The organism is Anatilimnocola aggregata (genome assembly GCF_007747655.1).
GTDB classification, from domain to species: Bacteria; Planctomycetota; Planctomycetia; order Pirellulales; family Pirellulaceae; genus Anatilimnocola; species Anatilimnocola aggregata.
Genome location: NZ_CP036274.1, coordinates 3,573,247 through 3,594,661, shown reverse-complemented (window position 1 = coordinate 3,594,661; position 21,415 = coordinate 3,573,247). Strand labels below are relative to the sequence as shown.

At 57.6% G+C, this 21,415-nt stretch carries 19 protein-coding genes; 6 read left to right on the top strand and 13 right to left on the bottom strand.

Annotated features, from left to right (window positions below):
• Positions 1 to 2: 2 nt before the first annotated feature.
• Together ETAA8_RS13715 and ETAA8_RS13710 are read right to left on the bottom strand one after the other, a co-directional pair.
• Complete coding sequence (locus ETAA8_RS13715; protein WP_238397755.1) at positions 3 to 560, bottom strand: RNA polymerase sigma factor; 558 nt, start codon at positions 558 to 560, stop codon at positions 3 to 5.
• Positions 561 to 850: 290 nt separating this feature from the next.
• A complete protein-coding gene (locus ETAA8_RS13710; protein WP_145088924.1) occupies positions 851 to 2,002 on the bottom strand; it encodes a peptidoglycan-binding domain-containing protein in 1,152 nt (383 codons plus the stop codon).
• Between the two features lie 203 nt (positions 2,003 to 2,205).
• On the opposite strand from ETAA8_RS13710, the gene ETAA8_RS13705 reads away from it, so the two are divergent.
• Positions 2,206 to 2,850: a sigma-70 family RNA polymerase sigma factor gene (locus ETAA8_RS13705; protein WP_145088921.1), complete on the top strand. Its 645-nt coding sequence runs from the start codon at positions 2,206 to 2,208 to the stop codon at positions 2,848 to 2,850.
• Between the two features lie 18 nt (positions 2,851 to 2,868).
• Positions 2,869 to 4,581 (top strand): serine/threonine-protein kinase, encoded by a 1,713-nt coding sequence (locus ETAA8_RS13700; protein ID WP_238397754.1) that lies wholly within the window; start codon positions 2,869 to 2,871, stop codon positions 4,579 to 4,581.
• Between the two features lie 156 nt (positions 4,582 to 4,737).
• On the opposite strand, the gene ETAA8_RS13690 is transcribed toward ETAA8_RS13700, so the two are convergent.
• The 4 genes from ETAA8_RS13690 to ETAA8_RS13675 all read right to left on the bottom strand — a co-directional run bounded on the left by ETAA8_RS13690 (position 4,738) and on the right by ETAA8_RS13675 (position 6,997).
• Complete coding sequence (locus ETAA8_RS13690) at positions 4,738 to 6,054, bottom strand: tyrosine-type recombinase/integrase (protein WP_145088918.1); 1,317 nt, start codon at positions 6,052 to 6,054, stop codon at positions 4,738 to 4,740.
• Positions 6,055 to 6,111: 57 nt separating this feature from the next.
• A complete protein-coding gene (locus tag ETAA8_RS13685; protein ID WP_145088916.1) occupies positions 6,112 to 6,297 on the bottom strand; it encodes a hypothetical protein in 186 nt (61 codons plus the stop codon).
• A complete protein-coding gene (locus tag ETAA8_RS13680; RefSeq protein ID WP_145088913.1) occupies positions 6,294 to 6,686 on the bottom strand; it encodes a hypothetical protein in 393 nt (130 codons plus the stop codon). Before ETAA8_RS13680 ends, ETAA8_RS13685 begins: the two co-directional genes overlap by 4 nt.
• Before the next feature lie 89 nt (positions 6,687 to 6,775).
• Positions 6,776 to 6,997 carry a hypothetical protein gene (locus tag ETAA8_RS13675; protein ID WP_145088910.1) on the bottom strand — a complete coding sequence of 74 codons (222 nt, stop codon included), beginning with the start codon at positions 6,995 to 6,997 and terminating at the stop codon, positions 6,776 to 6,778.
• A gap of 157 nt (positions 6,998 to 7,154) precedes the next feature.
• Between ETAA8_RS13675 and ETAA8_RS13670 the strand changes: the two genes are divergently transcribed.
• Positions 7,155 to 7,367, top strand: coding sequence for a helix-turn-helix domain-containing protein (locus ETAA8_RS13670; protein WP_145088907.1), 213 nt, complete (start codon positions 7,155 to 7,157; stop codon positions 7,365 to 7,367).
• Positions 7,368 to 7,453: 86 nt separating this feature from the next.
• Here ETAA8_RS13670 and ETAA8_RS13665 read toward each other — a convergent pair whose 3' ends face one another.
• The 7 genes from ETAA8_RS13665 to ETAA8_RS13635 all read right to left on the bottom strand — a co-directional run bounded on the left by ETAA8_RS13665 (position 7,454) and on the right by ETAA8_RS13635 (position 11,782).
• Positions 7,454 to 7,882, bottom strand: coding sequence for a GIY-YIG nuclease family protein (locus ETAA8_RS13665; protein WP_145088904.1), 429 nt, complete (start codon positions 7,880 to 7,882; stop codon positions 7,454 to 7,456).
• Positions 7,879 to 8,163 carry a hypothetical protein gene (locus ETAA8_RS13660; RefSeq protein WP_145088901.1) on the bottom strand — a complete coding sequence of 95 codons (285 nt, stop codon included), beginning with the start codon at positions 8,161 to 8,163 and terminating at the stop codon, positions 7,879 to 7,881. The genes ETAA8_RS13665 and ETAA8_RS13660 overlap by 4 nt, the downstream gene beginning before the upstream one ends.
• Before the next feature lie 13 nt (positions 8,164 to 8,176).
• A complete protein-coding gene (locus tag ETAA8_RS13655; RefSeq protein ID WP_145088898.1) occupies positions 8,177 to 9,646 on the bottom strand; it encodes a hypothetical protein in 1,470 nt (489 codons plus the stop codon).
• A 103-nt stretch (positions 9,647 to 9,749) separates the two neighbouring features.
• Positions 9,750 to 10,049 carry a hypothetical protein gene (locus tag ETAA8_RS13650; protein ID WP_145088895.1) on the bottom strand — a complete coding sequence of 100 codons (300 nt, stop codon included), beginning with the start codon at positions 10,047 to 10,049 and terminating at the stop codon, positions 9,750 to 9,752.
• Between the two features lie 167 nt (positions 10,050 to 10,216).
• On the bottom strand, positions 10,217 to 10,828 hold the full coding sequence (locus tag ETAA8_RS13645; protein WP_145088892.1) for a hypothetical protein: 612 nt from the start codon (positions 10,826 to 10,828) through the stop codon (positions 10,217 to 10,219).
• Positions 10,829 to 10,849: 21 nt separating this feature from the next.
• Positions 10,850 to 11,095: a hypothetical protein gene (locus ETAA8_RS13640; protein ID WP_145088889.1), complete on the bottom strand. Its 246-nt coding sequence runs from the start codon at positions 11,093 to 11,095 to the stop codon at positions 10,850 to 10,852.
• A 315-nt stretch (positions 11,096 to 11,410) separates the two neighbouring features.
• Positions 11,411 to 11,782 carry a hypothetical protein gene (locus ETAA8_RS13635; RefSeq protein ID WP_145088886.1) on the bottom strand — a complete coding sequence of 124 codons (372 nt, stop codon included), beginning with the start codon at positions 11,780 to 11,782 and terminating at the stop codon, positions 11,411 to 11,413.
• Between the two features lie 768 nt (positions 11,783 to 12,550).
• Here ETAA8_RS13635 and istA point away from each other — a divergent pair.
• The 3 genes from istA to ETAA8_RS13615 all read left to right on the top strand — a co-directional run bounded on the left by istA (position 12,551) and on the right by ETAA8_RS13615 (position 20,886).
• Positions 12,551 to 14,065, top strand: coding sequence for an IS21 family transposase (istA, locus tag ETAA8_RS13630; RefSeq protein WP_145086469.1), 1,515 nt, complete (start codon positions 12,551 to 12,553; stop codon positions 14,063 to 14,065).
• Entirely contained in the window at positions 14,062 to 14,883 is an 822-nt protein-coding gene (istB, locus tag ETAA8_RS13625; protein WP_145086466.1) for an IS21-like element helper ATPase IstB, read from the top strand. The genes istA and istB overlap by 4 nt, the downstream gene beginning before the upstream one ends.
• An 81-nt stretch (positions 14,884 to 14,964) precedes the next feature.
• Positions 14,965 to 20,886, top strand: a complete 5,922-nt coding sequence (locus ETAA8_RS13615) for a Calx-beta domain-containing protein (RefSeq protein ID WP_391484819.1) — start codon at positions 14,965 to 14,967, stop codon at positions 20,884 to 20,886.
• The last annotated feature ends 529 nt before the right edge of the window (positions 20,887 to 21,415 follow it).

The window sequence follows — 21,415 nt, the reverse complement described above, 5'->3', positions numbered from 1 at the left end:
CGTCATCCTTCGGCCAGCACTTCTCGCAATCTCGCTAGGGCCAACCGCATCCGCGTTTTCACCGTGCCCGAGGGAATGCCCAAGGCCTCGGCAATTTCTTCGTAGGTCAACTCGCCGTTCTGCCGCAGCAGAAAGACTTCTTTCTCTTCTTCTCGCAGCAGTTGCATCGCACTGCGTAGCCGCTGCATACGTTCATCGTGTTCCACAATTTCGTCCGGGCGCAGTTGGTTCCCTGCTAGTGAATTTTCGTCTTCAGGCAGGCCTTGCCGCTTGCGCCGCCAGGCGGTCTCGCGCAGGTCGCGCCCCGTATTTAAAGCAATTCGGAAAATCCAGGCCTTGAGGTTTTGCACTCCCTCGACCTGGTCCTGATGCTTCCAACACTTGACGAACGCTTCCTGCAAGGCGTCGCGGGCATCTTCCAAATTCCCCACCAGGTAGTACAGCGTGCCGAGCAATTCCGACTGGTGGAGCGCAAACGCGTCCTCCAACGATCTAGCCGGGCGCGTTGCCGGCTGGACCGCGGTATCGCTGCCGACAGCTTTGCGGGAGGGGGATGCCACACTCATGCCTTCTTAATACAGACGACGCGCCAGCACGTTTTGATTTGTGCCCCGAGATTCCCAGCCAGTTTTTTAGCAGAAACAGGGCAGGGGAGGGGAGGGAAGTTTGCAGCTGGTAAGGATTTAGGGGGAGTTGGGGCCAGAGATGAGGGGCCAGGGCACGAATCGTGCGCGAATGGGGACGGAGCGCCAGAGCAACCCCCAGTTCAATTGATCATCCATGCTTCTGGGGGCGGTCGCTTCACGACCATCCCCAGCCAAACTTTCCTCTCACCTCCGACCAAGAGTGATCATGACAAATCTCCGCTGCCGTCCAAGAACAGGGTGATCTTGGTGATAAACGGAAAATGTCCCGGGCGCTTTTCGTGCTGCATCACCCACATTGAGACCTGCCCTTGGGTACCGTGCAAGGTGCTGTTCAAAATCAGGTCGGAGTCGTTGATACCGAAATGGTCGTAGAGCACATATTTCAACTTCGATTGCCAGCGGGGCGGATCGTCGCTTGCGGTGAAATTGGTGAGATAAACTTCCAGTCCTTTGGTCCCTCCGATCACGGCTTTGAGGGCAAGTTCACTTGGAGGAAAGGCGGGCCAATTCGGCAAGTCGGGCACAATGCGATGTCGAACGACGTCCAGATCGTGATAGTCGCAAACATGCTCTTTCACGATTCGCTCTTTGAGGGTCTCCGTAATCAAATCCTGCACTTCCTTATGACAAGCGAGGAAGGTGGGTGACTTGGCCACGGCCTGCGTCAGGAGATCGTTCGGGCCAAAGGGCATTTCTTGCACGGCGCCGTTCTTAAAAAAGCGATTCGCCATATCCTCACCCAGGGCACCAGCAGCTCCCCGGATTTCGAGTTTCATCGAGGCTTCGGCGAAGGTCAGCGAAGCACGAGCAAGCGCCATTTTATCTTTGAGCGCTTGCGTCATCGGCACGTTCCTGGGCTGGCGTGGCGTGCTGTCGAGGTCGTCTTCGCCGGGATTATGTTTTTGCTCGCTGATCATAAAAGGCCCCAGCGACGTGAACGGCACCACCGTGAAGCGGCGCGCGTCGGGATCGAGAGGCACGATCGGCAGATCGGGAAGTTCCTTCCCTTCGAGCAGCGCTACCTGACGATCCAGTTCCTTGATCGTCAATTTGCCAATGATGTTGTCCGGTGTCGTTTGGCCGAGTGCCTTGTTCAAAATCATGGGCGGCCCCAGCTTGAACTGCCGCACCACCTCGGCCGTCAGCGGACCGTAGACTTCGTCCGGTTCCTCCAGGCCAAATTTGGGGTTGGACATTACCTTCCGCAACGCCTTGTGAATCAGCGGCACATGCGGCCCCTTGTTATTCACGCCGCGACGTTTGGGGGGCTCATCGGCCACGATATGGGCGCTGTCTTTGACTTCACAATCTTTGAGTTGCTGACTCTTTTTGAAAAGATCGGACTTGAGTGTCATCTGGTGGAACCTCAAGAGATGTTTGTTTGCTGAGTGAGGCGCCAGCGTTGGAGTGACGCTCCAGGGAAATGCCGGCCAGCCTCCATAAGTTAGGTGGTTTGCTGCCAGATTTCAAATGGCCGAATCTACCACTTAACACCAACGATTTTCCTGTTACCTCTACCACTCTCGCTCTGGCCCCCGCCGCAGGCGATAATGTCCCCATGTGGCCACAACCAGAACCAACGCAAGATCTGCTCGCCGGTGCTAAAGACGGGAATGCCGATGCGGTGAACCGCCTGATGGACCGCCATCGCGATTCGCTCCGTCGCATGGTGCAGATGCGGCTCGACCATAAAGTGCAACGACGCGTCGATGTGAGCGACGTCGTGCAGGACGTCCTCGTCGAGGCGAATCGCCGGCTGCAAGACTATATCGCCAATCCCGTAATGCCATTTCACCTTTGGCTCCGGCAAATTGCCCAGGATCGAATTATCGATGCCCACCGGCGGCACCGCGGTTCCGCCAAACGAAGCGTCGATCGCGAGCAACCGATGTTGGTGGCAGGGGCCGACGATCATTCGACGATGCAGCTCGTCGCCCAGCTGTGCGACCCGCAAATGACACCTGCTGCGGCAGCAACACAAGCGGAAATGGTGAAAGCCGTGGAACTCGCGATTACCAAGCTGCCCGATCAAGACTGCGAAATCATCATCATGCGGCATTTCGAGCAACTCTCGAATCAAGAGATCGCTCAGGCACTTAGCCTCAGTGAACCGGCGGCCAGCATGCGTTATTTGCGGGCGATCAAACGGCTACGAGTGTTGCTCAACGATCCGACTTCTGTCATCGATGAAGGGGCCGAGTAAACACTGCTCGCAATCGGCATGATTCAGCCTTCTCCGCACGATCTTGAAGCCAATCAGCACGAAGAGCGACTCGCCATGCTCATTGCTGACTTGGCCGACCGTGCGCAGCGCGGCGAGCAGATCGACCTGGAAGGGCAATGCCGCGAGCACCCCATCTTCGCCAGTGATTTGCGCGAACTGTGGGGCGCAATTATGGTTGCGCAGGTGGCCGGCAAGAGTTCCTCAGTCGCAGAAACGATGGCTCCCGGCAAGCACGATTCCGGCACTGGCTCGCTGGAGTTGCCGAGTCAGTTGGGCGATTATGTGTTGCTCGAAGAACTCGGTCGTGGCGGCATGGGAGTCGTCTTTCGCGCCAAGCAAGAGAGCTTGGGACGCGAGGTTGCCATCAAGATGATCTTGCGCGGGCAACTGGCCCGCCATGCAGAACGAGAACGCTTTCAAGCCGAAGCGCAAGCGGCAGCGAAGCTCGATCATCCGGGCATTGTCCCTGTGTATGAAGTGGGCGAGATCGAAGGTCGTCCGTACTTCAGCATGAAGTACATCCGTGGCACCACGCTCGCCCAGCGACTGGCCGATGGGCCAATGCCCTCGCGCGACGCCGCAAAGCTACTGGTGTCGGTCGCGCGTGCCATCCATTTTGCCCACGAAAAGGGCGTGCTTCACCGCGACCTCAAGCCGTCGAATATTCTCCTTGATGAGCAGGGTCAGCCGCACGTCACCGATTTCGGCCTGGCAAAGCAGATCAGCGATGAGCCGAGCTTGACGAAGACTGGCGCGATTCTCGGCACTCCGGCTTACATGGCACCCGAGCAAGCCGCCGGCAATCGCGGGCAAGTCGGACCAACCAGCGACGTGTATAGCCTGGGTGTGGTGCTGTATCACATGCTGACAGGTCGTCCACCCTTTCAAGGTGCTTCGCCGGTCGAAACCGTGCTAATGGTGCTTGAGCAAGATCCCGTTCCACCGCGCATGCTCAACCAACATGCCGACCGCGATCTGGAAATGATCTGCCTCCGCTGCCTGCAAAAGCCCACCGATCTCCGGTACACATCGGCCGCAGCGCTCGCCCGCGATCTCGACGCCTATCTAAACGACGAGAGCATCTCGGCCCGCAGTGGGCGGTTTGCCCAAGTCCTGGCAGGCTGGATGCGCGAGACGCATCACGCGCAGGTTCTGGAAAACTGGGGGCTGCTGTGGATGTGGCACAGCTTGGTGCTGTTTCTCGTTTGCTGCTTGACGAACGCTTTGGAGTTGTCGGGCGACGATAACCGCTGGCATTACTTCTTGCTGTGGACCGCGGGGCTCGGAACTTGGGCGGCAGTTTTCTGGGCTCTTCGTCGTCGCATGGGGCCAGTGACCTTTGTCGAGCGGCAAATCGCCCACATCTGGGCCGGCAGTATGATCAGCATCGCGCTCCTCTTCCCGCTGGAGTATTGGCTGGAACTCGATGTGCTTGAACTCTCGCCCATGCTGGGCATCATCAACGGTATGGCCTTTTTGATCAAAGCGGGCATGCTCACCGGGGCCTTCTATATCCAGGCCTTCGCCCTGTTTGCAACGGCCGGACTGATGGCACTGTTTCCCGAATACGCGCACTTCATTTTCGGTGTCGTCGCCGCCGCTTGCTTTTTCTTTCCCGGCATGAAGTACTATCGCCAGCGCCTCCGCGCTATCCTCGCCGCCATCCGCAAGGGGAATCCGGTGGAAGCTATTTCTCAGGGTGTAAGGTGAAGACTGCAACAGCTTCAGAAAGTCGTTGCCGTAACCACCCTTGACCCACCTGCCAAAACGACGTAACTTTAAGACTCACCTTGACCTCTGGTGTAACGGTAGCACGAATGATTCTGGATCATTTAGTCATGGTTCAAATCCATGGAGGTCAATTTTCTAAGTCGCTGAAGTGCCAAGCACTTGCGACGATTCGAGCCTCTGCTCATTCTTCGATTCTGGCTGACTGTTGACGAAAGTGTTGATTCGTCCGGCAGCCTCCCAGACCGCATCGGCAGTCGCTTCGGCATTCTTGCCAACGTAGAACCGCATCGTCGTGCTGATGTCCTCGTGCCGCATTAGCTGCTGCAGAACAACGGGCATCACGAGCTTGGACCACTTCTCGCCGAACGTCCGGCGCAGATCGTGAGCGCTGGCGAACTTGCCCGATTCCTTGTCGACGACGACGTGAGCAGCCCGGCCAATGCAGGCAATCACCATCGAAGCCCAGACCATGCCCACGGTCTGCCGGAATCCCTTGCTCGGAATCGGGAACACCGGGCCCGTGCGTTCTGCCGGCGTGGTTGCCCACAGGAACTCGGCAAAGTCCGGCGTCACCGGGTGCATCCGGTCCTGACCACCTTTCTCTTGATCGGCAAAGATTCGCAGCATCGGGCGCTTGCCGCTCAGGTCGACCAGAATTCCAGACTCATCGTCCCAAGAGAGGTTGAGAGCTTCCCCGAGCCGCAAGCCGGAAAGCCTCAGACCGACCAGCAGGCGGCGCCACGCGGGGGCTGTAGCCTTGGCGAATGCTTCATTGCGTTTCTGGTCAGCCAACTTGGCGGCATCGCTGCGGGCCTTCTGCGGCTTTTCATTGCCACGCCGTTCGCTCTTAACACGGATTGCCCGGCGTTCCTTCGCGGCGAGCAGTAAGCCGGCTTCCACGCTGGCCAGCATTCGGTCGAACTCTTCGCCGGTAATCGGCCTGCCCTTCATCATCTTCACGCCTTTACCACGCTTGGCGAGCTTCACCTTGGGAACTGCGGCCAGCAACTTCAGATCAGCAGCCCATGCCAGCGCCGACTTGAGGTGCGCGAAATAGGAGCGAATCGACGGTTCGGCCAGCTTGGCCGCTCGCAGCTTCGATTGGTAATAGCTCAATCGCTCCTCGGTCAGGTCGCGGAGTCGCTGCGGGTTGAGAATCCGCTCGATACTGTTGAGCGTGGTGGCTATGGCGCTCCGTGTGGTGACTGCCATTCGCGGCACAACTTCGGCTTCATACCGTTCGCGGAACTCAGCCCAGCCGATATTGACCAGCGGCTTATAGCGTCCTTCGCGTAGCTCAGCCTCCCACTTGGCGGCTACCTTCTCGGCATCCTTCTGCTTGTCCTGCTTCGTGCTGCGGGTTTCCCGGTTGCCGCTCATCGGGCAATCGTAGTACATCAGCCAGAATCGGCGGTCGGCATACTTCGTAACTTTGACGGTGATCTCGTCCATTGTTCGTTTCTCCAAAAGGAAAGCCCCCAGCCGAAGCCAGGGGCGAGGGGTGAGAGGTTACTTGCGTTCCATTGCGGCTAATAGCCGGCTGGTCGATGCGTCAATCTCTGCGAGCACGCGCGAGAACTCTACCTTCAGTTCGGCATCGTTCATTTTCCGCCGTGCCTGCTTATCCTTCCGGTTGCCGAGTGCAATCATTCGCTCGGCTGCTACGCGGGCTTCTTGGATTTGTTCGGGCTTCATCGGGCACCTACCTTTCTGCCTTTAAAGGCGGCTTCAACCTTGGCAACGGCAGAATCGAGACTGGCGAGAAACGCCTCCGCTTCGGCACGTTCCACGTCCGGTGATTTTCTCACCGAGCAGAGAACCGCCTCACGTTCGCGAATGATTGCCACCTTGTTAGGTTCGGCAAAGAAATTGAGCGAGTTGCACGCGTTGCAGGAAACGAGCGCGCTGCGCTTTTCCAGCATCCGGCGAAGTATCTTGCCGGTTTGAGGAATGACGACTTCGTAAATCGTTATCGTTGTGTCCTCGTCGCTAAATACTGGCTCCGGCTCATCAGGTGGCCGCTTATTCCACAGCTTCTTGAGGTTCCGCTTGTATGCCTTGCTCGGCTTTTGTTTGATTGTCATTTGAAACAGCCTTCAGAATTGGTTGTGCGTGCGCAGGCGCTCACAGCGAGCACTTGCAGGGGACAGGGGGACAAGACAGACCGGGCGTGCTAGGCCCGCGCGGGAAGAGTTGCAGACCGTTGCTCGATTCGGCAGCGGTTCACGCCAGGGGCTTGGACGCTATCCCATGCGTGCTTGTAGGCTGCTGCCTCGGCCGTGTTGAACGTCCGCAGGAGAAGCCTGCCATTGTCGTCGGTCACGTCGAGAAACGTGACGTTCGGGGGAGATGCTGCCGCGTTGTCGCACCGGGCAGGGATAACTACACTGGTCATTGTCTCGATCTCCTAGAGAGATTGGGGCCAGGTCGCGGGATGGTTAGTAGCATCGCCGCGACCGTTTTCGTTTTCGCCGGCCACGTTGGTCAGCGGTTGGGTATTTATACTCTTTCGCATAGATACGTCAATACGCATTAGCATAGGTCGTGAATAAATGTCGCTGACGGACCAGTTGCGCGAAGCCATCAGGGATTGTGGCACGTCGGTAAATGCACTCGCGAAAGAATGCGGCGTTGCTCAGCCGATGCTCGCACGATTTATGAACGGTCAGGATTTGAGGCTGACCACTGCAGATAAACTTGCCGCTCACTTCGGCCTAGAACTGCGACCGGCTGAACCGAAGCCACCGAAGCGGAAGAAAGCCTAGCAGCCCCGCTAGAGCGTTCCCCGCGTCGGTGACCGTTGATACCTAAAAGCACGTTAGCGCGTTCTAGCGTGCGTCCTATTGCGAATTCACGCCGCGATACCTACGGAAAAATTGCGAAATGCGAGCAAGCGAAGGTAATCCGCCATTTCTTCGCTTATCGCCGTCGTCAAATCTTCGTGCCAGTCTGCCGACTCGCCTTTGCCATGCTGCTCCAGGGTGTCGATGAGTTGCCGAACTCGCTCTAGGGCTGCGTCCGTTTTTTGGGTCAACTGGCTCTGAATGTATGCGCGAACCGCACCGCAATCCGTAAACCACTCACCAGACACTCGGTAGGACTTGCAAGCTACATGCGCTCGCCGCTCATCGTTAATGGTGCCACGATGCGATGCCAATAAAACCAACGATGTGCCTCTCTCGTTGGCAAGCTTTCGCTGCCTCGAGTTCACGTCGCAGCTAATGCCAATCTTGATTTCGCTGGTGATCGGATCCAGAAGGTAATAGATGTGCTCAATCATCTGTCCGTCTCCTCGTAATCCCGCGGCCCCTCTTTCCACCAGTCGCCGGCCGTTTCGTCGGTCTCGCGCTGTTCCTGATGCTCTTTCAGGTGGTCGCGCAGTTCGGTCGCCAGTTCCAGCGATTGAATCATGTGTTGCCCGTGTTGGGTGTGCAGCGATTGAATCAGCGTGAGCAAGTTCCCGATGGCCACTTCGTCGCGAGTCACCCGCGCTTGCAGGTCGACCACCGCGGCAACCAGGACGGAATTCTCTGCTCGCAGTTCGGCTAGTTGTTCGTGCATGGTCGGTTAATTCCTAATCGATGTGACGATCCGCGTTGACGATCTTCTTCGCTGGCGGCTTGCCACCGTTGCCACCCATGATTCGGTTCTGCTCTTCGACGGCCTTCGTGTTCTTGTCGAGCGATTTGATAAAGTCGTCGTATCGCTTGCCGTCGTCTTTGTTCAGCAGGTTCTTATTGGCGCCCCCGCGGTTAAAGTCGATTTCATTTTGGATGCCAGCGCGTACCGCTTGCACCTGGTCGCCACCGGTTGCCGCAGCCCACATCTGCCGTGCGTATAAGTTCGTACCCATCTGCCAGCGGTAGTTTGCTTGGCCAATGGTGCCGCTGTTCCGCTCGTAGGCGTCGGCCGCGTAGGTCTGCCGCAGAGTGTCGGCGGGGGCCATCGCGTCACCGATCTTCGTATCGGTCTGCGACACCTTTACCTGATTAAAATACTGCTGCTGGGCCAGCTTGCCGCCTTGCCAGTTGTTAAAGTCGGCGGCGTTCTGTTGCACGAGGTTCTGCTCGCGCGCCGCACGCGCTGCTGCAGCTTGCGTTGAGCCGTCACCCATCGCGGAGAGGTCCATTGCCCCGCCAGTGCCGAGAATAGTTCCGGCCAGCTTGGCATCGTTCTGCACCGCTCGGAGCTTTTCCTGCCAGGTCGGGAGCTTGTACCAATTCGCCTTGGCTCGATCCTCAGCCGAGCGGATCGGCTTGCCCTTGTTAGGGTCAGACTCAATCAACTTCCCCATCAGGTTGCCGATAACGCCAGCCGGCAGGTTTGCCTCAACACCAGCAACACCAATGCCCACGGCTTCGTCGGTGCTCATGCCGACTTGCTTAGCGCGACCAACAGCGGCGAGCCACTCACCGCCCCCAGCCTTGCTGGCATCTTCGCCGAGCCGCTGACGGACGAACAGCGCCAAGTCGGCGGAATCGTTCGCGCTCATCATGGGGTCGAGTTCGGCCAGCTTCGCGGCCATGTTCGCTTGCCCTGCAATGTCGTGCCCCATCGCGGCCAGCGGGGCAGACTCGCGAACAATGTCGAGTCGCTTCTGCCAGTTCATCGACGGACTGCCAGCGGTGGCCGCGCCGAAGCCCCTGGTCGCATCTCCCGGCGTGAGCCCTTTCAGATTCTTGATCGCGGTTTCAATCTGCGACGCATTGCGCAGGTCGTTATTCGCGGAGATGGTTTTGATGATGTCGGACTGCAGTCCCTTGTGGGCTTCGCGGACGCGGTTGACTTCCTGCTCCCAATTTCGATAGATCGCCACCGAGCCGGCAATGGCGGTAGTCGTCACGGTCGCCAGGGATACCATCTCGCGGAGGTTTTTGATTGTGCCCCCGAACGCATCCGAACTTTGCTTGCCCGCCTTCGCGCCGGCTTCGCCCGCGTCCTTCAGGGCCTGCTTTGCTTTGTCGGTCTCCTTCTGCATTCGCTTGAATGCAGCGATAACGTCCTTGTCATCAGCACTTACTACCCACTTCATTTCCTCAGACATGCGCTGTTCCTATCGTGAAAGGTGGGGCAGGCAGACAGACCCCGACCAAAAAGCCCATCTACTGCAAAATGCCACGGCGCGGACCGTGCTGCCCCGTGTGTTACTACCGGCCAGTAAACGGATCGGTGCCGAGAGAAAACGCGGCCTTGGCTTGTGGCAGTTCATCCTGCCAGGCGTCGCCGGTCACCACGTCTATCTCGCCGTGCCAGCTTTCGTTGGTTGCGGGATCGACACCCACGGGCGTAAATTCGCTCATGCGTGCGCGAGTCGCTGACAGGTTGGCCTCTGTCTTTTTGGGTTCCGCCATTGCGGCCATGCGCTCGAGGGGATTCATGCCACCCATTTCCATCGCCAAGATTTGTTGGACCCGCGGCCACTTGTCGTCAAATACAATTCCGCACATCGTTCTTTTCCTTGTGTTATGGGCGGGGGTGACGGCTACTCAGCAACCGCCACCACCCGACCGTTATTGGTTCTTTCTCTTGCGGGGACGGTCCTGCAAAAAATCGCAAGGTTTACTTGCCAGGTCCGTTCGCGTGTTATCCGTTCGCGCCCCGGTTTGTGAATCGGTTAGGCAGTTAGCAGTTCGTTGTTGGCGGCTGCCACGGCTTGCTCGGCTTCCAAGATTGCCTGGGCGTTGGCGTCGATCTGTTCCACGAGGTTCTCGTGGTCGAGTTCGGCATTGAGCAAAGCACGCTCGGCCGATTGCACGGCGCGAGCCAGATCGGCGTTGCGGAATCGATCCTTGGGATCCTCGTGCTGTTTCTGGCTGGCAATGGCGGTATCACGAGCGGTGGTCAACTTGGCCACTTCGCGGGCCTGCTCGGCCAGGGCGTCATTGAGCTTGCGGCGTTCACCAGCGAGCTTCACGAGCCCGGCCTTGGTTCGGCGGTACTTCTCCTGCAGTTCGACGGGGGCGAGGTTGCGTCGCTTCTGCAGCCCTTCCTTGCAGCGTTGCACGCGCTGCCCGGCTTCACTGAAGCGAAGTTGGTGCGGCGTCACACTGCCCGGCCACACTTCACCGCTGGCAGCTTTGGCTTGAGCAGCGGTAAAGGCCAGGCTGGCTTGGCGGTAGTTGGCTTCGGCGGCTTCCAGGTCGGCTGGCGTGGGGAGCGCGTCGCGGGTGGCCTTGTGGGGATCGGCGTTGGTTCGGCCGAACACGCGGTCAAGTAGAGTCGTCATAGGTCAGACTTTCGAAAGGGGTTAGGAAATAGGGAGTTCGATTTCGGTTTTCATGTGGCCGAGCTTTTCGGCAATCGCGATGCCGGTGGCTTCCAGGTTGGAAAGCGTTGCTCGGTAGGCTTGCCGCAGATCGGACGGCGGATCACTCAAGAGTGCAGCGCGAAGAATGTTGCACTGGGCAGCATTTGCCACGAGAGCTTCACGCATGGCAGCACTGTTCTGCGAGAGTTGCATCTTGCGACTTGGGGAAACTGATGTCTTTGACATTGGTTATTTCCTGATGAAAGGTTGTGAACGTCTGCCCCAATTGTCGAGCATATGCTCCGATAGTCCAGAAAATGATTAACTGAATGAGTTAGCTATTCCTGCAAAACCATAACCATCACGAACTGGTAACCGCAGTCCTTGCAACTGGCCCGGCGTAATCGACTTCTGCCGGCTGGTCGCGTGCTGCCCTTTATCGCCAAGTGGATGCTCTTGCAGTTTTGGCATTGATGTTCTCGGAAGACGTGCCGCGGCAATGCCTCGGTTGACTTGCGGGGTGTGTTGGGCTGGTCCATGTAAAGCATCCCTGCAGAATTTTTAATTTTCAAAATTCGGATTCGGCTCGGCTTCAATGGGGGCGGGGGGCTGAATCAAGTTCAGCAAGTCGCTGACGGTGATGTCCGGCCGCTTGGTTGCTGCGCGAATCAGCACGGACCACGCAAGTTCAGCGGCATACTGACGCAACTCATCGGGTTCGATGCGCTCGCCCAAGTCTTCAATCGCAAAGAGCAGCAGTTCGGACCAGCGGCACGTTTGCGCAAACGGCCATCGATCCTTGCGGTTCGTCAGGACCCAGTCGTCCATATCCTCAACAACGTCCCCATTGACCGGCGCACCAATCCCCCGCCACTCATTGATGGTCTGCCGGGATACCTCGTAGCGTTTCGCAAGGTCGTATCGTGTTGCCATGTCAAGCAAACCCCCTAAGTTGACACTCGCGGTTCTCCGCAAGCCTTTGGGCTACATGCAATTTAATTGCAGGAGCAATGTAAATGTAAACCTGATTTTAAAAATTTCGTATTTCGCCGATGCGTGCCATTGCCTACCCGCACCCCTGCCGGGTGGCCGTCGGAGTACCTTCCACTTTCGGGGGGGGGGTGCCCTCATTCGCCCTCCCCGTCGTCGTCCTGGGGCTCGGGTCGCGCTGCCCGGTCCTCGTACTCATCAGCAAACCCCATGAACCGCTCGCAGCCTGGGCAGTGCATCTCATTGCCTCGGCGGACAAACTGCGTGTGGTCGTCATGCTCGCAGGGCGTGTTTTGGGGTGCCTCTGCTGCGGCTTGTCGGGTCTTCCTGTAGGCGTCTAACTTCGATTTCAGGCTGGTCTCAGGGGCACAACCTGCCTGATTCTCTGGCGTTTCGGAGGTTGTGCCGCAACTTTGCTTAAGTGAGAACTCGCGAGAGGGTCGGCCGCCAAGAGCGGTAGTCGGGATAGGTTGCCATTCACCTAGTTTCAGATCGACCAACTGTTGCAGTGCCATCTCAGCAGCATCACTGGTAGCAAACCTAGATCGGCAAGCCTTTGCTAAGTCTCTGTAAACGACGGTCGAATAGTGCAGCGCGCGGCGGAGCCGATGGTCGGTCGAAAAGTGCAGCGCTAGCCCTGCTCGTGAGAATCCGTAAGGCAGATTTGAGGCTTCCCAGCGTCTCAAGCCTTACGATCCGCGAGCGTAGCCCATGCTGCGAGATATGCATAACTGGACCGAAATCCGTCGTCTTGTCCTGACCGAGAAGAAATCCAAACGAGCGGTTTGCAGGGAATTTTCCCTTCACTGGCAGACCCTCGAAAAGATCCTGCAGCACCCTGAGCCGCCCGGTTATCGACAACGTCTGCCCCGGGAGCGGCCCAAACTCGATCCGTTCCTGCCGATCATCCACGAGATCCTGGAGCAGGACAAAACGGCGCCCCGCAAGCAGCGCCACACCACTAAACGGATCTTCGACCGCCTGCGTGCCGAGCATGGCTACACCGGCGGGATCACGGTGGTCGGCGAGGTCGTGCGGGAGTGGCGAACGACCACGGCGGAGGTGTTCTTACCCTTGTCGCATCAACCGGGCGAAGCCCAGTTCGACTTCGGCGAAGCGGAGGTGGTGCTGCAAGGCATGCCGACGAAAGTCGCGTACTGCGTCATGTCGTTGCCGTACAGCGACGCGTTCTTCGTGCAGGTCTTTCCTCGCGAATGCACCGAGACGTTTCAAGCGGGCCATCAGCGGGCCTTTGAGTTCTTCGGCGGCGTGCCCCGCCGGATCAGCTACGACAACAGCCGGATTGCTGTGGCCCGGTTCGTGGGGAAACGGGGTGACACGCCGACGCGTGAGTTCCTACGGCTGCAGAGTCATTATCTGTTTGAGCATCACTTCTGCCTGGTGCGACGGCCGATGGAGAAGGGGCATACGGAGAACCTCATCGGTTTCGCGCGGCGGAACTTCCTGGTGCCGGTACCACGGACCGGCAGCCTGGAAGTGCTGAATGCCGAACTCGAGCGGCAGTGCTGTGAAGATCTGGAACGCCAGTTACGCGGACAACCGGCGAACAAAGCCACGTTGTTGGCAGAGGAGCAGGCTGCGTTGTTGCCGCTGCCGAAGTCGGGCTTTGAAGCGCGGCGAGTCGAACCGGCCCAGGCCAACTCTCTTTCCTTGGTTCGCTTCGACGGCAACGATTACTCGGTGCCGACGCAGTATGCTCATCAGAAAGTGACCGCAATTGGCGGCCTGGAGGAAGTTCGGCTGGTCGTTAACGACAAGTTGGTTGCCCAGCATCCACGCGACTGGTCGAAGGAGCAGGTCCATTACAACCCGCTGCATTACCTGGCACTCTTGGAGCGGAAGCCAGGGGGCTTGGACTTCGCGAAACCCCTGGAAAACTGGGGCTTGCCGGACTGTTTCGATCTCCTCCGGCGGCGTCTGGAAGCAGATGGCGGCGCACACGGCCGCCGGGAGTTCATCAAAACCTTGCGGCTGCTGGAGACTATCTCGCTGGCTGCATTAACTGCGGCGATTGAGCGGGCACTGGAGATCGACGTTCTGGCCGTCGATGCGATTCGGCTGCTCGTGCAGCAGGGACTGGAAGAGCCGACGCGGTGGTTTCGGCTGGACAATCATCCGCATCTGCAGTCGCACTCGATCCCTCCTCCCAATCTCCTGTCTTACCGTGAACTGACCTGCGCGCTGACGACGGGAGGTGTGTTATGAAATCTCTCGAAACCAAAAGCACGGTGCTGCTCAAGCATCACTTGAAGGCCCTACGGTTGCCGTCGTTCCTGGAGGGCTGCGAGAAAACGGCCCAGCGGTGTGCGACGGAGAACGTCGATCATCTGGGCTTTCTGCTGCAACTGTGTGAGCTGGAGTTACTCAACCGTGAGAAGCGTGCCAGCGAGCGGCGGCTCAAGTCAGCGCGCTTTCCCAACCTGAAATCGCCTGGTGATTTCGACTTCGCCGCCCAGCCCTCGCTCAATCGCGTGCTGGTGGCAGAACTACTGCGGTGCGAGTTCGTGGAACGCCGCGAGTCGGTGATCTTTCTCGGGCATCCGGGCACGGGGAAGACGCACCTGGCCATCGCGCTTGGCATTGCCGCCTGTCAGCGGGGCAAACGGGTCCGCTTCTGCCGCGTGACGGAACTGATCACGCAACTTATGGAAGCCCGAGAAGAACGGACGCTGCTGCGGATGAAGTCGTCACTAGCCAAGTTCGATCTGCTGATCCTCGATGAGCTGGGTTACGTCCCCGCCAGTAAGCTGGGCGCGGAGTTGCTCTTCGAGGTCATCAGTAGCGCTTACGAACGCCAATCGTTGATCGTGACCACCAATCTGCCGTTCGAGCAATGGACCGAAGTCCTGGGCAGCGAGCGCCTGACCGGCGCCGTGCTCGATCGGCTGACACACCGCTGCCACATCCTCGAATCGACCGGCGAAAGTTATCGCTTGCAAGACGCGCGGCGCCGCCGCAAAGGATCGCGCCCGAAACCGGCGACCTCATCCTTGTCACCCGCCGATGAAACGGCAGAATCCTAGCCGTCGTTACAACCGTCGCAATCCTTCCTCCTCCGGAGGAGGAAGGATTCTTACTGGAATGCCCCAACACCCTGATTTAGACTGAGACCCTTCCCCACCTCAGCGCCACACTTTTCAACCGCCGCGCGCTGCACTATTCGACCGTCGTTTACAAGTTCAACAACGCTTACCTTTACAGTTAGCCTCGATGCGGTCAGTGGCAAGGATGTAACTGTATCTTATTCAACAAACGATATTAGCGCGAGTGGTAACGTAGACTACGAATTCGAAAGTGACTCTTATGTTGTCATTCCGGCGGGTGAAACCTCGACTACGCTGACTGTTGCCGTTGTAGGTGATAGCCTGGATGAGGACGATGAAACCTTTTCGGTTGGGCTGACTGTAAGCAAAGATGGTGATTTGGCTGACGGAGCAGCACTTGGCACCATCGAAGATGATGATGCAACGCCGTCGATTTCGATTGATGACGTTAACGTGTCGGAGGGTATCGAATCAAAATATGCGACTGTGACTGTCACGCTTTCAAGCCAGAGTAGCTGGGAAATCACCGCCGATTATAGCGCCGAAGAAAACGATCCGCTGGGCTTTTTCGGGGCAGAGCACGACGATGACTTTTCAGTGGTTGGAGGCATAGTCACCTTTGCGCCTGGCGAGACTGAGAAAACGTTTCTGGTCCCAATCGTAGATGACAACCTCTGGGAGTTCGATGAGAACTTCAAGTCAACTTTATCGAACCTGTCCTTGCATGTTTCTGCGGGCGACTTAACGGGCAAGATCACGATCGAGGATAACGATAACCCGTTTGGAAAACTCTTCGTCTGCTCTTGTTGGTGCAATTGCCTAAACGGTGTCGTGACGTCGGTCGTCGACTCCGTTGGCGCGATGTTAGTGAAGTTCTCCTCAGCGATCTACTTATCCAAAGGGAACCCCCATCCCACGATTGCCCTGGATGTGCCATTTACACCAAGTAGCGGGACACCCGATGCGATCGAAGCCCAACTCACCTTCGGTGGGATTATTGGTGACTCTGTTTTCTACGATGCCTCGTCGCTGAGTTCGGGCGAAACCTACCGTTTTGCGTTGCAGGCCGATGCGACGAGCCTTCCCACGGGTGAATACCCTTGGGAAATGACGCTCACCGAGCATTATCCGAGCCTGCCCTCGGTCACGCGTACATACCGTGGCCGCCAAGAGATCGTCAACCAGATCAGCAGTTCGGTAGGAAATCGTTGGACGATTGAAGGCGTGGACCGACTGGTTGTCGATGAGAATGGAGCCAGCCTTGTCACCAGCGAGGGAAACCTCTTTCGATTCAAATTCAATGGAGAAGTATACGTCGCGACCGGCGATAACCCGGTTGACGCTACGCTCGTCTACGGCGGCGGAGAATATGTTTACCGCACCGTTTACGGGGAGGAAAGCCACTTCGACGAAGATGGGTTATTGCAAGTTCGAATCGACAAGGTCGGCAATGTCTCCACCTACACCTACATCGATGCGGATGACGGTCCTATTGCCGATGATATCGAGACCATCACGGACTTCTTTGGCCGCACGAAGACCTTTGCCTACACCGAAGGGCGACTGAGCAGTGTGACTGATTTTGCCGGTCGAGTCACTGAATATGAGCACGACGAGGACGGTCTGTTGGTCAGTGTTACCGAAACCGATCCGGACGGTGCTGGGCCAGGTGAGGCCAAAGTGACTACCTTCGACTACGATCCGGTCACAAAGCTGATGACCAGTATCACCGATGCCGAGAACCAGGCGACTACGTTCGAGTATCGCCCCGATCGCTCACTGTACAAGCGAGTTGCGCCGGATAGCACCGAAGAAACGTTTGCACCCTCCATGACGGCGGGCGTCGTCGATACTTCTGGCACGTTGGGCAGCGCACTGAATCCAGCCCCGCTGTTGTTAAGCAGCGGCGTCGCCGGTAGCTTCGAAGATCAATCTGGCAATGCTCTGTCCTATACAACTGACGCCTTCGGTAACAAGACCTCAACGACGGATGAGTTGGGGAATGTCACGATTATGGAGCGTGATAGCCGCGGCAGGCTGACCCGCCAAGTCGATCCCGACCCAGACGGCGCTGGTCCCTTGCCCGCCCACGAAACACTTTATGAGTACGATGCCCTCGGCAATCTCCTCGAAATGACACTTCCAGACGGTAGCGTGCGCACCTGGACCTACGATGAAGACTGGAACGTGCCGCTCAGCTACGAGGACGAGCGGGGCTTGATGACGCTGTATACAGTCGCCTCCGCCACCGGCTTGGTTACCGCTATTCGCCAGGTCGTGGACAGCGTCGACGACGAATACAATCTTGAGACTGACGACGTCGTCACCAGTTTCACTTTCACCACGGTTCCCAGTTCCCCCGGTGATCCCCCGGCAGGCTTGCCCGAACGCATCACCGATCCCTTGGGACGCGTGACGTATCTGGAGTACGACGGCCATGGCAATCTCATTCGCGCTACTTACGGCGAAGGGACTGTTTCGGAGTCGATGATTCAGTACTTCTACGATGTCCAGGATCTGCTGGAGTATGAACTCGATCCGCTGGGCCGCCGCACCGACTACACCTACGATGCGGTTGGCCAGTTGGTTGAAGTGCAGCAGCCCGATCCGGACGCCGGTGGTCCACTTGCGCGACCCACCTTGGGCTATGTGTACAACACGCTGGGCCAGCTGGTAACCGAGATTGATCCGCTCGGCCGCGAAACGAGTTATCACTATGACAGTCTCGGCAGGGTAACCCAAGTCGACCGTCCAGATCACGATGGCGATACCAATCTCACGACCAGCTACACCACCTACGACGACCGTGGCTTGCCTACGGTCGTCACCGATCCGCTCGGTCGCGTGACGGGCTACGAATACGACGAGTTGGGTCGCTTGGTTTTAATCACCATGCCCGATCCCGACGGCGGCGGCATCCTGACGTCGCCTGAGACTTCGTTCTCTTACGATGCGATGGGCCGCAAACTGACGGAGACCGATCCACTCGGCAATGTGACCACCTATGCCTACGAAAACTATGGCAGGACGGTCACCATCACGCAGCCCGATCCGGACGGTGCGGGTGCGCAATCATCGCCGGTGACCGTGATGACCTACGACGAAGCCGGCAACCTGCTGACTGTCACCGATGCCCTGGGAAGAGTCACCACCAACGAGTACGACATCCTGGGTCGGCTGATTCGAGTTACCCAGCCCGATCCGGATGATTACGGTCCGCTCGGGGCGATGATTACCGAGTACGCCTACGACAAGGTCGGCAACCTGGTGACGTTGACTGCGCCGGGCGGGGCCGTGACTTCCTACGAGTACGATGCCCTCAATCGCAAGACACGAGTGACGTCACCCGATCCAGACGGCGTGGGCCCTCTGGATTCACCGGTCACGGAATACGTCTACGATGTGGCGGGGCAGTTGCTGAGCGTGACCGATCCGCTCGATCGCGTGACGGAGTACGACTACGACGGTCTCGGGCGGTTGGTGCTTGTCACGCTTCCCGATCCCGATGGTGGAGGACCACTCGCCGCGCCGGAAATCAGCTACGTCTACGATGCTGCGGGACGAAAGTTAAGTGAGACCGATCCGCTCGGCAATACGACCGAGTATGCCTACGATCTGCTCGATCACATGATCGAACTCACTCAGGCTGATCCTGATGGCGGAGGCCCACTGACGTCTCCCGTCAGCGAGTGGCTCTATGACGACGCGGGGCAACTCCTCGAATCGACCGATGCGCTCAGCAATGTCACCAGCTACACCTACGACCAGCTAGGCCGTACCCTCGGCGTTACTCAGCCCGACCCCGATGGAGTTGGCGGTGCCTCTGCGCCCGTAACCAGCTACACCTACGATGCAGTGGGGAATCGGCTGACGGTCACGAGTCCGCTCAGCAAGGTGACGACTTACGTCTACGACAATCTCTACCGCAACACCTCGGTCACCGATCCGCTTACCGGTGTGACCAGCTTCGAGTACGACGCGGTTGGGAATCGGCTCTCGCTCACCGATCCCGAGGAGAATACGACGACCTGGCAATTCGATGCGCTCAACCGCGTCGTGCTGGAAACGAATGAACTGAGCGCTACCCGCACGTTCGAATACAGCCAGGCGGGCGATCTCACGGCGAAGGTGGACAGACTCGCTCGGCGGACGGAGTACGAGTATGATGCGCTGCATCGGCGAACGGCGGAAAAGTGGTACGACGGAGTTTCGCTCGTGCGGACAATTGGGTTTGAGTTCGATGCAGCTAGCCAACTGACAGAGGCAAGCGATCCGGCAGCGATCAATGTTTACAACTACGATTTACTTGGTCGTGTGACACAGGAAGTGCAGACGTTCGCGGGCTTCACCGATACGCTCACCTTCGATTACGAGTTCGACGCGGCCGGCAATCGGACCGAAAGCCGCTGGAACTTCGGCACGACCGAGGAGATTACCTCGGAGTTTGAGTACGACGCTCAGAATCGGCTGAAGCAACTGACTCGCGAGAGCGACGAAGAGGCCAGCTTCTGGCATCGGGTCGCCTTCAGCTACAACAAGCTCGGGCAGTACACGGAACTGAACCGCTTCGTAGGTGACAACACGACGCCGATCGGCGTGGCCGACACGGCCTACTCTTACGATGACCTGAACCGGCTCACGGGCATCCTGCACACTACCGGACTCACGACCTGGGCCGGTTACGACTACACCTACGACGCCGCCAGTCGGATTCTGTCGATCGATTCGTTCCTGGACGGGCTTAGCGAGTACGACTACGACGATACCGATCAACTCGTGGGGGCCGATCACACCGGCTCGACCGATGAAACCTACGACTACGACGCCAACGGCAACCGTGTAACCGGCTACACTACTGGCGACAACAACCAGCTCCTGAGCGACGGCACATACAGTTACACCTACGACGCGGAAGGAAATCGCGCGACTCGTACAAACATCAGTACCAGTTACGTTACCGAATACACCTGGGACCACCGCAACCGCCTGGTTGCGGTCACCGAGAAAGATGACCTCGATAACGTCCTAAGCACTGTCGAGAACAGCTACGATGTGTTCAATCGTTGGATTCGCCGCAGCGTCGATTCTGATGGTCCCGGCATCGCTACAGCCGTCGATTCCTACTTCGCCTACGAAGGTACTCAGTTAACTACTGAATTTTCCGGTGACGACGGCAGTGACATTTCCCACATCTATAGTTGGGGCCAAAACACCGACGAACTCATCGCCGACATCACCCACGGCTCGACGCCCAACTTCGGCCTCACCGACCACCTTGGCACCCCGCGCGACTTCGTTGCCTATGACTCTTTACTCACTACCACCGTCGATACCGGTCACCACATCTACAACGCCTTTGGCACCCTCACCTTCTCCACCGGCATTACCTCCTTCCTTGGCTACACCGCCCGCCCCTTCGAAATCACCATCGGCCTCCAGTACAATCTCAACCGCTGGTATGATGCCACGGTGGGAAGGTGGGTGAGTGAGGACCCGATTGGGTTTGATGGTGGAACTGAGAACCTGCGGGAGTACGCCTACAACAATGCACTAAGCAATACTGATCCGACGGGACTGATTCCGCCGAACCCCGGTGTCATTATAAACCGTGAAATACGCAACTTAGGACGTGGGGTTGGTCAATACTTTTCTGATTGGTGGTTCTACGCTAATCCGATTAACACTGATCCCAATACAAGCGGGAAAGATTGTGTTGACGCTGCACTCCGAATTGGTACCAGGCTGGGACAAGCAACTGCAGTAATTGCAGGATCGGCTGCCGCAGGGTTCGCCGTAGCTGGGGCAACAGGAATCAGCATGATTGGGGTTGTTCCCTTATCACAACTTCCTCAAACGCTCGCTCTGGAACTGGCGGTGTGGGCAGGATGGCTAGGCATTGGTGCCGGAGGCGGATCGACAATTGCTGAGAGATTCTCCAGGAACGGTGGGCTCTGGGACATGATCGATGAATGCTTTAAATAAGACTAATGTGTTGTCTAGGGTGGCGCGGGACATGAAAGAAGAAAGCAGAGCAATGTTCCAAAGTTGTCTTACCTTTCACGTCTATCACACGAAATGGATGCGATTATTATTGGTGCTATTTGCCTCAGTGTGGACGTCAGCCATTTGCCTCGTCGGCGTAGTTCTTTTTTGGCGGAATGAGTCGATTGTGGTGCTGTCGATAACCCTCGTGTTTGGAGTCGTTGCAGTTTCCGTAGTAAATGCTTGGACTTGGATTCGATTGTTTGGTAAGCCGATTGAACTTTTGATCTCCAACAAAGGCATAAGATATGGCAACGAGGAATGGCTTTGGAAGCGAGTAACTGCAATTCGCCTAGTGAGGCAACGCGACTCATGCTTTATGTTTGTAATTTGGCCCGGGCCAGACTTTGGGCCCGGGCGAATGCTGCGGACAGATAGTAATATCGCCCGAGGCGAGGCGATTGGCATTGTTCGTGAGCTACAAGAACACGTGCAGTCTCGCTACGTTTCTCTAAAATGCGAGTTGAGG